Origin of the sequence: Fulvivirga maritima, assembly GCF_021389955.1 — a bacterium.
Taxonomy (GTDB): Bacteria; Bacteroidota; Bacteroidia; order Cytophagales; family Cyclobacteriaceae; genus Fulvivirga; species Fulvivirga maritima.
This window is the reverse complement of record NZ_CP089980.1, coordinates 282,016-298,041: the sequence shown is the minus strand read 5'-3', so window position 1 is coordinate 298,041 and position 16,026 is coordinate 282,016. Positions and strand designations below refer to the sequence as shown.

Below are 16,026 nucleotides of genomic sequence, written 5' to 3'. Positions count from 1 at the left end.
TAAAAAATAATGCTATGCGCTACCAACCTATAAATAAAGAGCTTTTTGTTAGAAATAGAGCAAGATTTGCTGATTTATTGAAGCCTAATTCATTGGCCGTTTTTAATTCTAATGACATTATGCCTACCAATGCTGATGGCACTATGGCTTTCAGGCAAAACAATGATATTTATTACCTCTCCGGCATAGATCAGGAGGAGAGTATTTTGGTGCTGTACCCTGATTTTCATAGCGATAGACTGAGGGAAATTCTTTTCTTGAGGGAGACTAATGAGAACATAGCGATATGGGAAGGGCATAAGTACACCAAGCAAGAAGCTGAAGAGGCAAGCGGCATTCCATCTGTTTATTGGCTAACTGATTTTGAAGGTATTTTTCAAACCTTAATGGGGGAGGTAGAGCATGTTTACCTAAATACTAATGAACATATAAGGTCAGCGGCAGATGTGGAAACCAGAGATGCTCGGTTTATAAAAAGCTGTAAAGAAAAGTACCCACTTCATAAATATGAGCGGGCTGCTCCGCTTATGCATCACCTGAGAGCCATAAAATCTGAATGGGAAATAGATGCTTTGCAGAAAGCATGTAATATCACAGAGCAAGGATTCAGAAGGGTGCTTAATTTTGTAAAACCGGGTGTGATGGAATATGAGGTGGAAGCGGAGTACATTCATGAGTTTGTGAGGAGCGGGTCAAGGGGCTTTGCTTATTCACCAATAGTGGCCTCTGGAGCTAATGCTTGTGTGCTTCATTACATTGAAAACAGCATGGAGTGTAAGGAAGGCGATTTATTGCTCATGGATGTAGGTGCAGAATATGCGAACTATAATGCAGATATGACCCGAACTATCCCTGTTTCAGGGAGGTTTACTAAGCGGCAACGTGAAATTTATGAAGCAGTACACCGGGTAATGAAGGAGGCTATGCAAATGTTAGTGCCCGGAAATGTAATAGCACAGTATCATAAAGAGGTAGGGCTGTATATGCAAAGTGAGTTGCTGGAACTGGGCTTGCTAGATAAAACTGACCTTAAAAATAGCACCGAGTTGCAGCCGGCATATAAAAAATATTTTATGCACGGTACTTCTCACCATTTGGGTTTAGACGTGCATGATGTAGGCAACATTTACCAGGAAATGAAGCCTGGAATGGTGTTTACCGTTGAGCCAGGAATCTACATCAGAGAAGAGAATCTGGGCATCAGGCTGGAAAACAATGTTGTGATTACTGATGATGGTTTAATAGACCTTATGGAAAATATTCCTTTAGAAGCCGATGAGATCGAAGAGATAATGAACTCTTAGTCGCTTTGTGGAATTATTTTCCGCTTTGCTACCAAAAAATCATCAATTCACTTCAGTGTGAAGCTCAGAAACAGGCTCTCTTTTTTCAGAGTTTTTGCTCCAATTTTTATTGGAAGGCATCATAGTATTCAATTTAAGATTGGCCTTTTCTCTCCATGCTGCTATGCGAGAGGCCTTTTTCTTAGCGTATCGGTATAAAACATAAATTGCAATGCCACTATAGATAAACGTTAATATTGTTACGAACATAGTTTTTCAGTTTTAAGGTTTACTAATTATTATTCAACATAAGTGCCATACTATTATGAATGATCCAAAAAATATAATGAACTCCGATAAGGCGCCAGAGGCAGTAGGCCTATATCCACATGCAAGAAAGGTGGGCGGTTTACTCTTTCTCTCTGGGGTAGGGCCTAGAAAAAAAGGCAGTAAACAGATTCCTGGAGTTACCTTAAATGAAGCGGGCGATATAGTGGCTTATGATATAGAAGCCCAGTGCCATGCGGTTTTTGAAAATGTCAGGTTTATATTGGAAGATGCTGGCAGCAGCTGGGATAAATTGGTAGATGTTACGGTATTCCTTACCAACATAAAGGATGATTTTGCCATCTATAATAAAGTTTATGCTCAATATTTTAAAGAAAATCAGCCTTGCCGAACTACGGTAGAAGTGAATGCACTACCCACACCAATAGCCATAGAGCTGAAGTGCGTGGCAGAGGTGTGATGAAATGTGGGGCTGATTTTTGTTTTATTTCATGTTAGATTTTTTTAATAATTGACTCTTTCAATGAGATTTTTAGGTGTTACTTTGTGTGAAATTATTTTTTATGAAAAAATTATACTTAGGATCACTTTTTTTAATATTCGCTTTAGCGAATTACGGTAATGCTCAAACGGCAACCTGGTCTACCGATTTACCTGAAAAATCTTCTTGGGAGTATATCTCTCCATATGGTCAGCTCTTATTGGTGTCTGAGAATAACTTGACATCAATAAATTCTGAGGATGGTCAGGTGGTGTGGACCAAAAGCGTGCCTCAAAACTTGATGTATAATGAGGTGTCTCAATTTGAAAATACACCATATTTTCAAATCAAGAGAGGTGGAGAGAAGATGTTGCTTGATTATAGAACAGGGGAATCCATCCTTGAATCTTCTGCTATTAAAATTCCACGCCTTGATACATTAATTATTTTGCCACAATCAGATTTACTGGTGTTGAGTGGAATTAATCAATCAGCATCTCACGAATTGGCTATTTATGATTTGGCTGCAAAAAAGGTTTTATGGAGAGATCATTCAAATGAATTACTACAGAGTGCCGTTCTTACCAAAGATAAGGATGTGCTTTTCTGTACTTCGAGTAAATTGTATTTGATTGATGGGGAATCGGGTAGTATGAAATGGCAAGCATCTAAAGAGGCAGGATCTGTGGCCGATTTATTCTTAGATTCTTACAGAGACTTAGCTTTTGTCGCCAGTCATAGACCTGGATCTACCGTAATACAAACGAAATATCAAGGGTATAGCTTAAAAACAGGTGAGCCTACATGGTCAAGCTCTTTGGCTGTTGCTGGTCCTATTTTCCCTGTTAATTTTGTTAAAGGAGGAGTGGTGATCAATACCTCAGTTCCACTTGCTGTAAAAGCAAATTTACTAGACCCTTATACTCAAGAGGGAGTATGGGGAAATAAAGGTAGAGGGATAAAAGTTAAATCTCCGCCAAAACATGCAATAGAGTTTGAGCAGGGTACGTTGCTGGTTTTTAGAAATAAAATAGGTCCTCGTTATATCGGGTTTGTTGATTCTGAAAACCAGGTAAAAGTAGAAAATGTTGAAATGAGAGGAGATATATACCTCTGCTCTACATATGGAAAGCAAATATTAATTGTTGGAAAGAAAGATTTTAAAATTATTGATCCTTTATACGGTACGGATAATGGTAATTCTATAAAAACTGAACTTTCTTTAATAGACCAGCATGGTGATAATTTATGTCTCTTTGATAAAAGTAAAAGTATACTTTATAAGTATAATTTGAAGTCAGGTGAGTCTGCCGAATTAGTTAAAAAATTAAAGACGGAGGCAAAATCAAATATAGAATACTTAGAAGTGACTGAGTCAGGTGTTCTATTGAGTAGTTCAGAAGAGTTAATTCTGATTGATTTTGAAGGTAAGGTGGTGTATGATAAGGTATTTAATGTTCCTGCCAATAGACACCTTAATGATTTGGAGAAAGCAAAAAATGTAGCAAGATCATATGAGCAATCTACATGGGGTGATGAATTGGTCGATGATTCTGATGATCTAAGGATCGCAATTAATAAGTTAAAAGCTGATGGGAGTTCGTTTGAAGTGAAAGCTAATAGGTTCTCCTCACCGTCAGAGTATACTTATTTGGTGACTGAAGAGAATGAGGTTTTGGTATTCAATAAGATCAAAATAAGTACGGGTGAAATAGAGAGTCAAATACAAATGGGTAGCTCAAAAGAGGTGAGTTATTATGTTGATTTTACTCTTAATAAACTATTTGTAGTGGAAAGTGGTATTATTTTAAATCAATATGATTTTTAGAGAAGAGTCACAGATGCATATTCTGCTCTACTGAAGAACAGATTTTGATAAAAAGCATGAGGCCGTTCAAATTTTTTGAACGGCCTCTTTTCAATAATTTGACTAATTACTTAAGGGTTATACGGCAAAGCTTTCTCCGCATCCGCAGGTGCGGGTGGCATTAGGATTGATAAACTGAAATCCTTTACCATTAAGTCCGTCTGAGAAGTCAAGAGTTGTGCCTAGTAAATATAAAAGGCTCTTCTTGTCTACTAATATTTTTATTCCTTTGTCTTCAAATATTTCGTCTGAAGGCTGAACTTCTGCATCAAACTTAAGGTCGTACATCAGGCCGGAGCATCCTCCTCCCTGTACTAATACTCTTATGTTATGATCAGTAGATTTTCCCTCTTCCGATCGAAGAGATACTAATTTTTCTTTTGCTTTATCAGTTACATTAATCATAGTTTCTTTTATTTAAGCTACCGGGTTCAGAACCACACTAAAAACCGTGAGGGTATTTGAGTCACGGCCATAATATAATTTATCCAAAGCATCATATACACCGCTCGCTCTGAAGTAAGAGGTATTATGCTCTTTATCTCCTTTGGCTATCCACTGTATAGTGTAGCTACTTTCCTTCTCTTTATAATGTTTTACGTACTCCAGCATCTTTTGCAGAGCATCCACCTTATCAAACCCCATTACAGAGTGAAAAAGGAATGATTGATTATGCCTGGGGTTGATGGTGATCAGATCCAGCTTCACTTTTCCTTCCATATTGCCATATTCAAACATCAGTGCGTTGCTCCTTAATCCTAAATGGCTCTTAATCTCTCTCTGAATTCGTGCTGCTTCTACATGTACGTCACCGGAAGTTTCCATCATCATAGCAGTAATCCTAATTCTTTTTCAATAATTTTAAAATAAAACTTCACCCCAATTTAAAAAGTTTCAAACTTTAAGCAAAGTTATCTAAAACTAGACTTATCCCCTAAACGTAATTCTATGATAAAAGTTGAGCACATTGGTATAGCCGTAAAAAATATTAAAGATTCTAATGATATTTTCGCCAGGCTCTTTGGCCAGCAGCCTTATAAATTAGAGGCTGTGGAGTCAGAAAAAGTAAGCACTTCTTTCTTTCAGCTGGGAGATACTAAAATAGAACTCTTGGAGGCTACTGATGCAGATTCTCCCATAGCTAAGTTTATAGCTAAAAGGGGAGAAGGCATACATCATATTGCTTATGAGGTAGCTGATATAGAATCGGAAATGAAACGACTGTCAGAGGAAGGGTTTACCCTCCTGAATGAAAAACCTAAAAAAGGAGCAGACAACAAGCTTGTGTGTTTCTTGCATCCTAAATCTACCAATGGAGTATTGGTAGAGCTATGCCAGGAAATTACTTCTGACGCTTAAAGCTTTTAAACGTTTTAGGAGACTCAGTACCATACTGCACAGAGTTATAGTGCTTAAGTTTTTTCTTTCCTAAAGAAGTTTTATACTGAGGCTTAGGACCACAGCTGGTAAGTAATGTCAGGCTGGTAAGTAATAAACAGAAATATTTAATTGTAGTCTTCATCTTCTTTCCTCTCTTTCAGTTTTATAATCAATTACCGGCGGGTAATTATCAGTAAATAGGCTTGAGGGGCACATTTGTAACCTGTGATGAACATGGATTGAAGATATACGCTTACCTTTGTAAGATAAATGACGAAATACATCGACGAGTGGAAGGTGAATGGCCTTCTTCATGATTAAAAAATATTATAATGAGCGAAAAACGAACAGAAATAGGCCAGTTAGGTGAGTTTGGGCTAATTGATAGATTAAGTGAGAATTTCACAAAAACGAATAGCGAAACGGCTTTGGGTATTGGTGATGATGCAGCCCTGATAGATAGCGGAGATCATTATACCGTGCTTTCTACTGATATGCTGTTAGAAGGAATTCATTTCGACCTATCATTTATGCCATTGCAGCATTTGGGGTATAAGGCGGTAGCTGTAAATGTATCTGACATTGCTGCTATGAATGCCACTCCAAAGCAAATTACCATAAGCCTCGGCTTGAGTAACAGGTTTTCTGTAGAAGCTGTAGAAGAGCTTTATAGAGGAGTGAAGGCTGCTTGTGAAAGCTTCAATGTAGATTTAGTGGGTGGAGATACTACTTCTTCTGGTAGCGGACTGGTAATTTCTGTAACCGCAGTAGGAGTAGCTGATAAGGACAAGATATCTAAAAGAAGTGGTGCTCAGGTAGATGATGTGATTTGTGTTACTGGTGATTTAGGAGGCGCTTACATGGGCTTGCAGGTGCTAGAGAGAGAAAAACAGGTGTTTTTATCTAACCCTAACATGACACCTCAGCTAGATAAATATGATTATATAGTGCAAAGGCAATTAAAGCCTGAGGCCAGAATGGACATCATACATGAATTGAAAGATTTAAAAGTGGTGCCTTCGGCGATGATTGATATTTCTGATGGTCTGGCTTCAGAGCTGTTTCATATCAGTAAGCAATCTCAGGTTGGTATGAGAATTTTTGAAGATAAATTGCCTATTGATAAGCAGACTTATGATACCGGTTATGAGCTGAATATTGATGCTACTACCGCTACCTTAAATGGAGGAGAAGATTATGAGCTGCTTTTTACAGTGTCTAAAGTTGACATGGAAAAGCTGAAAAAGCATCCTGATATTCACTTTATAGGAGATGTACAAGAGCTAAGTGCAGGTAATATTATGATTACTAAAGGTGAAAGAGAAGTGGCACTACAGGCTCAAGGCTGGAATCACTTTAATCAGTAAAAATATTAAAGAGTTATCTCTAAAGTAATTATGGCTTTAGAGATAACTTGATTTCTTAATCTATGGGATAAGGGATGTATACGAAATTGGTGAAATCCTCATCTACCACAAACAGGCAGCAGAATTCATCAGGATCTTTATAAGCTTCTTTAAATTCCTCAACAGCTTCATCACTTACTATTTCTCGTTGTATAAACTCATCTAAATAAGAAGCATTATAATTCCAGTTTACGGCCAGTTCGGTTTTGCCAATTAATAATTGACCGATAGGCAATTCTATTTTTGATATAGGGAATATAGGATAATCAGAGAACTTTCTTTTTCTAATCTGGTAAGAGGCTTCTTTAAGCGTGTCGGCCACCACCACAAAGTCTTCCGATATTTGGCCCAGATACTTTCCGTTTAGTTCCGGATCATTGTTCATAGCAATTTCTGAATTTTAGTGATATGCAAAATTAATAAAACCGATGGTTTTAGCAGTTATTCTAATTACGCTGTGAACCGATAATTGTTTAGTTATGGCGCATCCACTCTTCAGTGAAGGCTTTTATCTGAGGGAAAAATTCATCAAATTCCTCTTTAAATTCTTCCTTAGAGGCTACTAGGTCATCTGCCGCTTGCTCCATTTTAGAAAGAAATTTTGTTCTGTGAGAAAGTCCTGTTAAGGCACTGTCTATGCCTTTAACCTCCCTATAGTTAAGTAACCAGTTGCCTCGCTCCATGTAGCCAAACATTTCATTGGCCTTTTTGGGAATATGTTCAGATAAAGTTTTTAAAGATTCATATACCTGTGCGGAAAACTGTTCTAAACTGGTGTGGTGATGCTTTTGCCACTGAGAGGCCAGAAAGTAATCATAAAACAGATCTACTATTACACCGCTGTAGTGCCTGTACTTTTCAGAAAGACGACGTTTGCTTTGGATGACTATTGGGTGGGTGTCAGTGTATTCGTCGATCTGTCGATGGAGTAAAATTCCTTTTTGTAAGTCGCCTTCATATTGCTCATACCTTTTCCCTTTCACAAAGTCCCCGATAAGGTTTCCTACCAGAATCTGAGTGTTATCTCCGGATAAATAAGCGTGTGCAAGAAGATTCATAATAAAAGTTAAACGATAAAGTAAATGATAATCTTGAAAAATGTCATCATGAAAAGCAGGTTGTTTCATGTTAATTTCAGGTAGATGCTATAATTAGTGGTATAATTAATGAAATTCAGATATATTTATCGCTTAGCCTTATGTAACAGTATTGATATGGCTAGGTTAAAGTCACGTTTGTATGCCAGAAGATGTATATGGTCAAGCATTGCTAGACTATCATAATGGTACGTTTGAGCCACCTCTCCTTATTCATAATAATTACGGAGAGCCCGAAGAGATGCCTGTAGAGGTGTTTTTTAGGGAGCCAGATGATCTATCTGATATGGAGAACTATGCTATAGAATTATGTGATGGTGTAGTGTTGGATGTTGGTGCAGGAGCGGGTGTGCATACCCTTATGTTGCAAGATAAGCTCCATACTGTAGCGCTTGACAGTTCTAAAAAGGCATGCAAAGTGATGAGTCAGCGAGGGGTCAGAAATATTGTACATTCAGACCTGTTGAAGTATCGTCCAGATCGTAAGTATGATACCATCCTGATGCTGATGAACGGAACCGGAATTTTGGGAACACTACGGGCATTTAAAAATTTCCTCACTTTTGCCAGAACGCTACTCACTGAAAATGGCCGTATAATTATAGATTCCAGTGATATTGAATACTTGTATGAAGAAGGAGAATATCCTGACTACTATTATGGACAAGTAGAATATCAGTTTGAATATAAGCAGGAACAAGGAGAACTGTTTAAATGGCTTTATATTGATCAGGATACCTTGCAGCGCGTAGCTGCAGAAGTGGGTTGGGCCACCTATGTGGTGTTTGAAGGGGAAGAAGATGAGTACCTGGCAGTACTTCAGCCGTTTAGTTGATTAAATAAAACTAAACCTAAAACCTAACCTTTTATGAATCATCAGTCCGAAGAACCCGGTCTAAGGAAAGTGTTGCGTCCGGTCCATTTGTGGGCTATTGCTGTAGGCCTCGTTATTTCAGGAGAATATTTTGGGTGGAACTATGGCTGGGGTGTGTCTGGCACGGTTGGCTTTCTCATAGCCACGCTCATAGTTACCCTTATGTATGTCACCTTTATTTTTAGCTTTACCGAGCTTACCTCATCTATACCTCATGCCGGAGGTCCATTTGCCTACTCTTATCGTGCCTTTGGCTTTATGGGAGGGTTTATTGCGGGCTATGCCACTTTAATAGAATTCTTATTTGCTCCGCCAGCTATTGCTTTAGCGCTTAGTAGTTATCTGCATTTTCTGCATCCTGCCATACCTATTTTACCCACTTCTATTGCTTGTTTTGTCGTTTTTATAGGCATTAACCTATTAGGAATCAAGGAGTCAGCGGTATTTTCATTGGTAGTCACGTTGCTGGCTGTGGCTGAGCTTATGTTGTATATGGGCTTAGTGGCTCCTGATTTTAAGGTAGACACTTTTATGAGCGAACCTATGCCTTTTGGTTGGTCTGGAGTGTTTGCTGCTTTGCCATTCGCTATATGGTTTTACCTGGCCATAGAAGGAGTGGCTATGGTGGCGGAAGAAGTGAAAGAGCCCAAAAGGAACATCCCGAAAGGATATATTTATAGTCTTATTACACTGGTTTTACTGGCGCTGGGAGTCATGGTGCTCACTGGCGGCGTAACCAGCTGGAGAAATTTGAGTGATATTGATTATCCCCTTCCAGAAGCGCTAAGTGTAGTTTTAGGCAAAGATAATTCGTGGACCAAGCTATTTGCGAGTATTGGCTTATTCGGATTAATAGCCTCTTTTCATGGTATAATTATAGGTTATTCAAGGCAGCTGTTTGCTTTAGCAAGGGCTGGTTATCTACCTCCTGTGTTAGGCAAGGTGAATAAAAAATTTAGAACTCCACACTGGGCTTTGGTAGCTGGTGGAGTAGTTGGCTGTGTGGCTTTGCTATCGGGAACTACTGATCAGGTAATAATAATGAGTGTGCTGGGAGCTTTGGTAATGTATATTATAAGTATGGTGAGTCTTTTTGTATTACGAAAAAAAGAGCCTGAACTCGAAAGACCTTTTAAAGCACCATTTTACCCTTGGTTTCCGGCTATTGCCTTGCTGCTTTGCTGTATTAGTCTGGTGGCCATCATTTGGTATAATCCATTTCTTAGTTTGATTTTCTTTCTGGCACTGATCATTATCATGCTTATTTATGTTGTATTAGGAAAGCATAAAAGCAAGATAAAGGCAGACTTGTTATTAGAAAAGGAACTCTAAGCGTATGGTTTATAAGTATACTGTAAAAAACAATACCTATAATTTTGTAAACCTAAGGCAGCTGATGGCCAAAGCTTCACCACATCGATCTGGTGATGTGCTGGCGGGTGTGGCAGCTAAAACCTATGAAGAGCGCATTGCAGCCCAGATTGTGCTGGCCGATGTGCCTCTGAAGCAGTTCCTGATTGAACACCTTATTGATTATGAAAAAGATGAGGTGACCCGCCTAATTATAGACACGCATCATAAAGAAAGCTTTATAAAGGTGAATTCTTTTACGGTAGGCGATTTAAGAGATTGGCTGCTTTCTGAAGAAACTGCAGGAGCAGATATTGCTAACCTATCTCCTGGATTAACCCCGGAAATGGTGGCAGCTGTTAGTAAACTTATGCGGAATCAGGAGCTAATAGCGGTTGCTAAAAAATGTGAGGTGATCACCCGCTTTCGTAATACATTGGGTTTAAAGGGCTGTTTTTCTACCCGATTGCAGCCTAATCACCCTACAGATGATATAAAAGGAATAGCCGCTAGTATTTTAGATGGACTGATGTATGGCAGTGGAGACGCGGTAATTGGGATTAACCCCGCTAGTGATAGTCCTGCAAGAGTGAGGCAATTGTTAGAGGTGTTGGATATGTTTATTCAAAAATATGAAATCCCTACCCAGACCTGCGTGCTTTGCCATGTTACTACCACTATGGAAATTATAGAGGCTAATGCGCCGGTAGACCTTAATTTTCAGTCGATAGCGGGGACAGAAGCTGCCAATAAAAGCTTCGGGATTGACCTTAAGCTTTTAGATGAGGCTTTGGAAGCCACTCGCTCTTTAAAACGAGGCACGGTAGGAGATAATGTAATGTACTTTGAAACTGGTCAGGGTAGCTGTCTTTCTGCCGGTGCTCATCATGATCTGGACCAGCAGACCTGTGAAGTAAGAGCTTATGCTGTGGCCAGGAGGTATAGTCCGCTGTTAGTCAATACTGTGGTAGGTTTTATAGGCCCAGAATATCTATATGATGGCAAGCAGATTATAAGAGCGGCCTTAGAAGATCATTTCTGCGGTAAGCTCATGGGCTTGCCTATGGGGGTGGACATCTGCTATACGAATCACGCGGAGGCCGATCAAGATGATATGGATAACCTGTTGACGCTGTTGGGAGTAGCAGGCTGCAATTACATTATGGGCGTTCCTGGTGCCGATGATATTATGCTGAATTATCAGTCTACGTCTTTTCATGATGCCCTGTATGTAAGGCAAGTGCTGGGCTTGAAACCCGCTCCGGAGTTTGAAAAGTGGTTGCTAAATTTTGGCATTATGGATGAGCAAGGTAAGATAAGTAGTGCTCAGTCAACACATCTTTTAGAAAGTCTAAACCATTTATAGTTATGGATAAACCTGCGCCTAATAATCAACCAGACCAATGGAAGAACTTGAAAGAATATACTTCAGCCCGAATAGTTTTAGGTAGAAATGGCACTAGCATACCTTTGAAAGAGTCGTTGGCTTTTCAAATGGCTCATGCACATGCCAGAGATGCCGTTTATTCTCATTTAGATATTGAAAAGCTAAAAGCGGAGGTGGAGGCCTTGCCTCAGCAGGTGATTTGTGTAAGCAGTAAGGTCGAAAATAGAGAGCAATATTTAAAACGGCCTGATTTAGGCAAATTTTTAAATGATGCCTCTGCTAAGAAATTAGATGAAATTAATCATTCAGGCTTTGATGTGGTGATCATCCTGGCAGATGGGCTTTCATCTTCAGCAGTGAATAAGCATGCCGTGCCACTATTAAAAGAGTTGCTGCCAAAGCTGCAAGAGGCTCATAAAACAGTCGCTCCCATAATAATCGCAGAGCAAAGCAGGGTGGCCCTTGCAGATGATATTGGAGAGCGATTACATGCCGGGCTATCGCTCATACTTATAGGAGAAAGGCCAGGGTTAAGCTCCCCGGAGAGCCTGGGTGCCTACCTAACCTACAAGCCTAATAAAGGCCTTACTGATGAAAGTAGAAACTGTATTTCTAATATCAGACCTAATGGCTTGGTATACCCCGCCGCCGCAGATAAAATCTTTTATATTATTCAGGAGGCCTTTTCTAAGAAAATATCTGGCGTAAAACTCAAAGACAATATGGGGAATCTCAATGCCTGACTTGTGATATTGGTTTTTTGATTATATTTTACTTTATGAAAAAGATCTACCTACTCCTATTGAGCTTATTGATGGCGAATGTTCTCTATGCTCAAAAAACATTGATTTATTGTGGAAACCTGATAGATGGCAAAAGTGACAAGGTGCAGCAGGAGATGACTATTGTGGTGGTTGCTGATGAGATTGTAGAAGTAAAAAAGGGGTATGCTAAGCCAGTCTCAGGAGATCAAATCATCGATTTAAAAGATAAAACAGTTTTGCCAGGACTGATGGATATGCATGTTCACCTGGAGGGGGAAGCCAGCCCAACTTCTTATATTGATGAATTTAAGTTAAATGAGGCTGATATCGCTTTTAATGCCACAGTATATGCTAAGCGTACTCTGATGGCAGGGTTTACTACCGTTAGAGATCTGGGTGGAAGCGGAGTTAATACAGCTTTAAGAGATGCTATTAATTCAGGCAAAGTAGTTGGACCTAAAATATATTCTGCAGGTAAGTCTATAGCCACCACCGGCGGCCATGCCGACCCTACTAATAGTTACAGGCATGATCTGATGGGAGACCCAGGGCCGCATGACGGTGTTATTAATGGGCCTTATGAAGCAAGAAAAGCGGTACGCCAGAGATATAAAAATGGAGCAGATGTGATAAAAATAACTGCTACAGGAGGTGTGCTGAGTGTTGCTAAAGATGGTTCTGGCCCTCAATTTCAAATGGATGAGCTAGAGGCCATTGTACAAACGGCTAATGAATATGGAATGATCACCGCGGCGCACGCGCATGGAGCTGAGGGGATGAAACGTGCCGTACAGGCAGGGATTACTTCTATTGAGCATGGTACCCTGATGACTCCTGAAATTATGGATTTGATGAAAGAAAAAGGCACCTATTATGTGCCTACCATTTCGGCCGGCAAGTTTGTAGCGGAAAAGGCAAAAATTGATGGTTTTTATCCTGCGCTGGTAGTGCCTAAAGCATTGGCTATTGGCCCGAAGATACAAAGCACCTTTGCTGAAGCTTATAAAAGAGGTGTTAAAATTGCTTTTGGTACAGATGCAGGAGTATTCCCTCATGGAGATAACGGAAAGGAATTTGGGTATATGGTGGAGGTGGGCATGCCTTCGATGAAGGCTATTCAGTCGGCAACCATAATTCCTGCACAAATGCTTAAAATTGATCAGAAATACGGCTCTATTGAAAAGGGTAAAAAGGCAGACATAATAGCTGTGAATGAAAATCCATTAAAAAATATCCACACTATGGAAGACGTGGTGTTTGTGATGAAAGGTGGAGAGGTGTTTAAGAGGTAGGGGTGGCAGAGGATTTTGAGCTCTGCCAGATGATTCTCTAATTATCACTCAAAAAATTCTTCTGCTTATACTTATAACTTAAGTAGGAAAGGGTGTCGCCAAAAGCATTGATGCCAGGCATAAGCTCCTGAGGTACTTCACGACCATTCATGCGAGCAAGCAATAATCCGTAAATACCATTTAAGCAAATTTGAATTTCATCAGTAATTTGGCCGTGAGCCAATTCAAGGCTTTCTTTTATATAAGGTGCGGTATGCTCATAGATCTTTTTAAATTCTTCATCGCTGGTTTTTAAATCATCCATCATTCTAGAGAGCTGATCTACATGATTCTGAACGGTAGATAAATGGCCTTTTTCTTTTATCCCTTCCTTTTCCATCTGAGCCATAATGTCCTTGTACCATTCGGCCATTTCAGTCTTTTCTTCATCACTAACCGGGAAATGCTTAATTACATACTGTTTTATAAGTTCAATATCAAATTCATAGACCCTGATCAGATCTTCGGTCTGATACATGTAAATAATATATTCTGAAATGTTGTTCTGTTTTTTATTTTCGGCTATGTTCATGCTGATCAGTTTTTGAAAGAAATACAAATATTAAAAACTTGAGATTAATGCCTTTAATTTTCTGTTAATAATTAGTATTCTGCAATGTTAGTTAAGTACATATAAATATCTACCTTTGCACTTTTAAATTCTGCCAGTTAGAATCATTTAGAGAGGAAACATTCATACATGGAGCAAATAAGAAACTTTTGTATAATAGCCCATATTGACCACGGTAAAAGTACTCTGGCCGACAGGCTTTTACAATCAACAGGAACTGTAACCGAACGAGATATGCAGGAACAGTTGCTTGATGATATGGATTTGGAGCGCGAACGTGGTATTACTATTAAAAGTCATGCTATTCAGATGGACTATGTTCATGAAGGGCAGACTTATACCTTGAACCTGATAGACACTCCAGGACACGTAGACTTTTCCTATGAAGTGTCACGATCTATTGCAGCTTGCGAAGGCGCCCTGCTCATAGTAGATGCAGCTCAGGGAATTGAAGCTCAGACTATTTCTAACCTTTATCTGGCTTTAGAGCACGATCTGGAAATAATTCCTGTGCTTAATAAAATTGACTTGCCTAGTGCTATGCCCGAAGAGGTTACTGATGAGATCGTTAACCTGATTGGTTGTGATCCTGCTGATGTTATTCATGCCAGTGCTAAAGAGGGAATAGGTATTCCAGAGATATTAGAGGCAATTGTAAACAGAATACCAGCGCCGAAAGGCGATCTTCAAAAACCATTAAAAGCCATGATCTTTGACTCTGTATTTAATCCATTCAGAGGAATAGAAGTATACTTTAGGGTTTTTGATGGTGAGATAAATAAAGGCGACAAAGTTAAATTTGTCAATACAGGCAAAACCTATGAGGCGGATGAAATTGGGGTACTAAAACTCAAGCAGCAGCCTAAAGATACTATTAAGGCCGGAAACGTAGGCTATATCATTTCAGGTATAAAGGTGGCCAAAGAAGTGAAAGTGGGGGATACCATCACCCATGCCAACAGACCATGCGAAGCGGTAAAAGGTTTTGAAAACGTAAAACCAATGGTGTTTGCTGGTATTTATCCTGTAGAGACTAGTGAGTTTGAAGAGTTGAGGGCGTCTATGGAGAAGCTTCAGCTTAATGATGCCTCACTTATTTGGGAACCAGAAACATCAGCGGCCCTGGGTTTTGGTTTCAGATGTGGTTTCCTGGGTATGCTGCATATGGAGATTGTGCAAGAGAGGCTAGAGCGTGAGTTTGATATGACAGTGATTACCACTGTGCCTTCAGTGCAGTTTCATGCAGTAAAAAGTGATGGATCGATAATGAATATTAATGCTCCTTCTGAAATGCCGGAGCCAAATACCATTTCTCATATTGAAGAGCCATTTATCCGTGCTCAGATAATCACTAAAGATGAGTTTATAGGTAATATTATTGGCCTTTGTATGGATAAGAGAGGTATTATCAAAAATCAGGTTTACTTAACTCCGGAAAGGGTAGAGCTTACCTTTGAGCTTCCTTTATCGGAAATTGTATTCGACTTTTTTGATAAACTCAAGACACTTTCCAGAGGTTATGCCTCATTAGATTACGAGCTAATCGGCTTCAGGCAATCAACCATGGTTAAGCTTGATATTATGCTTAATGGAGATAGAGTAGATGCTCTTTCAGCCATTGTGCATAGAGATAAAGCCTATGAGTGGGGTAAAAGATTGTGTGAGAAGTTGAGGGAACTTATTCCTCGTCAGATGTTTGAGATCGCTATTCAGGCCTCTATCGGCACTAAGATTATAGCCAGAGAATCAGTGAAGGCCATGAGAAAGAACGTATTGGCCAAATGTTATGGTGGTGATATTACCCGTAAGAGAAAACTTCTTGAGAAACAGAAGAAAGGTAAGAAGCGTATGAGACAGGTGGGTAACGTAGAGATACCTCAGGAAGCATTTATGGCTGTATTGAAATTAGATTAACATTTTATATTCAAATAAATAGTAAATATTTCG

General features: G+C 39.4%; 18 protein-coding genes. 11 read left to right on the top strand and 7 right to left on the bottom strand.

Going from position 1 to position 16,026, the window contains the following annotated elements:
* The first annotated feature begins 14 nt into the window (after positions 1 to 14).
* Entirely contained in the window at positions 15 to 1,304 is a 1,290-nt protein-coding gene (locus tag LVD15_RS01370) for an aminopeptidase P family protein (RefSeq protein ID WP_233778501.1), read from the top strand.
* A gap of 42 nt (positions 1,305 to 1,346) precedes the next feature.
* On the opposite strand, the gene LVD15_RS01365 is transcribed toward LVD15_RS01370, so the two are convergent.
* Positions 1,347 to 1,553, bottom strand: coding sequence for a hypothetical protein (locus LVD15_RS01365; protein ID WP_233778500.1), 207 nt, complete (start codon positions 1,551 to 1,553; stop codon positions 1,347 to 1,349).
* A 55-nt stretch (positions 1,554 to 1,608) separates the two neighbouring features.
* On the opposite strand from LVD15_RS01365, the gene LVD15_RS01360 reads away from it, so the two are divergent.
* Together LVD15_RS01360 and LVD15_RS01355 are read left to right on the top strand one after the other, a co-directional pair.
* Complete coding sequence (locus tag LVD15_RS01360; protein WP_233778499.1) at positions 1,609 to 2,031, top strand: RidA family protein; 423 nt, start codon at positions 1,609 to 1,611, stop codon at positions 2,029 to 2,031.
* 103 nt (positions 2,032 to 2,134) lie between these two features.
* Positions 2,135 to 3,880: a PQQ-binding-like beta-propeller repeat protein gene (locus LVD15_RS01355; protein WP_233778498.1), complete on the top strand. Its 1,746-nt coding sequence runs from the start codon at positions 2,135 to 2,137 to the stop codon at positions 3,878 to 3,880.
* Between the two features lie 117 nt (positions 3,881 to 3,997).
* Here LVD15_RS01355 and LVD15_RS01350 read toward each other — a convergent pair whose 3' ends face one another.
* Complete coding sequence (locus LVD15_RS01350; RefSeq protein WP_233778497.1) at positions 3,998 to 4,324, bottom strand: HesB/IscA family protein; 327 nt, start codon at positions 4,322 to 4,324, stop codon at positions 3,998 to 4,000.
* A 12-nt stretch (positions 4,325 to 4,336) separates the two neighbouring features.
* Entirely contained in the window at positions 4,337 to 4,750 is a 414-nt protein-coding gene (locus LVD15_RS01345) for a hypothetical protein (protein ID WP_233778496.1), read from the bottom strand.
* Between the two features lie 117 nt (positions 4,751 to 4,867).
* Here LVD15_RS01345 and mce point away from each other — a divergent pair, with 117 nt between their 5' ends.
* The gene (gene mce, locus LVD15_RS01340; RefSeq protein ID WP_233778495.1) at positions 4,868 to 5,278 is read left to right on the top strand and encodes a methylmalonyl-CoA epimerase; all 411 of its coding nucleotides are present in this window, start codon (positions 4,868 to 4,870) and stop codon (positions 5,276 to 5,278) included.
* Here the strand turns inward: mce and LVD15_RS01335 are convergent.
* Entirely contained in the window at positions 5,262 to 5,441 is a 180-nt protein-coding gene (locus LVD15_RS01335; protein WP_233778494.1) for a hypothetical protein, read from the bottom strand. The two genes, mce and LVD15_RS01335, sit on opposite strands and share 17 nt — an antisense overlap.
* Before the next feature lie 190 nt (positions 5,442 to 5,631).
* Here LVD15_RS01335 and thiL point away from each other — a divergent pair, with 190 nt between their 5' ends.
* Positions 5,632 to 6,666: a thiamine-phosphate kinase gene (thiL, locus tag LVD15_RS01330; RefSeq protein ID WP_233778493.1), complete on the top strand. Its 1,035-nt coding sequence runs from the start codon at positions 5,632 to 5,634 to the stop codon at positions 6,664 to 6,666.
* Between the two features lie 55 nt (positions 6,667 to 6,721).
* Here the strand turns inward: thiL and LVD15_RS01325 are convergent, their stop codons facing one another.
* Positions 6,722 to 7,090: a hypothetical protein gene (locus LVD15_RS01325; RefSeq protein WP_233778492.1), complete on the bottom strand. Its 369-nt coding sequence runs from the start codon at positions 7,088 to 7,090 to the stop codon at positions 6,722 to 6,724.
* A gap of 88 nt (positions 7,091 to 7,178) precedes the next feature.
* A complete protein-coding gene (locus LVD15_RS01320) occupies positions 7,179 to 7,763 on the bottom strand; it encodes an acyl carrier protein phosphodiesterase (RefSeq protein ID WP_233778491.1) in 585 nt (194 codons plus the stop codon).
* Between the two features lie 181 nt (positions 7,764 to 7,944).
* Here LVD15_RS01320 and LVD15_RS01315 point away from each other — a divergent pair, with 181 nt between their 5' ends.
* Genes LVD15_RS01315 through LVD15_RS01295 form a run of 5 tightly spaced genes read left to right on the top strand, consistent with a single transcriptional unit; the run spans position 7,945 to position 13,469 of the window.
* Positions 7,945 to 8,637 carry a methyltransferase gene (locus tag LVD15_RS01315; protein ID WP_233778490.1) on the top strand — a complete coding sequence of 231 codons (693 nt, stop codon included), beginning with the start codon at positions 7,945 to 7,947 and terminating at the stop codon, positions 8,635 to 8,637.
* Between the two features lie 33 nt (positions 8,638 to 8,670).
* Positions 8,671 to 10,008, top strand: a complete 1,338-nt coding sequence (gene eat / locus LVD15_RS01310) for an ethanolamine permease (RefSeq protein WP_233778489.1) — start codon at positions 8,671 to 8,673, stop codon at positions 10,006 to 10,008.
* 4 nt (positions 10,009 to 10,012) lie between these two features.
* On the top strand, positions 10,013 to 11,392 hold the full coding sequence (locus tag LVD15_RS01305) for an ethanolamine ammonia-lyase subunit EutB (RefSeq protein ID WP_233778488.1): 1,380 nt from the start codon (positions 10,013 to 10,015) through the stop codon (positions 11,390 to 11,392).
* 2 nt (positions 11,393 to 11,394) lie between these two features.
* Positions 11,395 to 12,156 (top strand): ethanolamine ammonia-lyase subunit EutC, encoded by a 762-nt coding sequence (eutC, locus tag LVD15_RS01300; protein WP_233778487.1) that lies wholly within the window; start codon positions 11,395 to 11,397, stop codon positions 12,154 to 12,156.
* A gap of 35 nt (positions 12,157 to 12,191) precedes the next feature.
* Positions 12,192 to 13,469: a metal-dependent hydrolase family protein gene (locus LVD15_RS01295; protein WP_233778486.1), complete on the top strand. Its 1,278-nt coding sequence runs from the start codon at positions 12,192 to 12,194 to the stop codon at positions 13,467 to 13,469.
* 37 nt (positions 13,470 to 13,506) lie between these two features.
* Here LVD15_RS01295 and LVD15_RS01290 read toward each other — a convergent pair whose 3' ends face one another.
* Positions 13,507 to 14,040: a DUF4924 family protein gene (locus tag LVD15_RS01290; protein WP_233778485.1), complete on the bottom strand. Its 534-nt coding sequence runs from the start codon at positions 14,038 to 14,040 to the stop codon at positions 13,507 to 13,509.
* A 168-nt stretch (positions 14,041 to 14,208) separates the two neighbouring features.
* On the opposite strand from LVD15_RS01290, the gene lepA reads away from it, so the two are divergent.
* Complete coding sequence (gene lepA, locus LVD15_RS01285) at positions 14,209 to 15,993, top strand: translation elongation factor 4 (protein WP_233778484.1); 1,785 nt, start codon at positions 14,209 to 14,211, stop codon at positions 15,991 to 15,993.
* Positions 15,994 to 16,026: the final 33 nt, after the last annotated feature.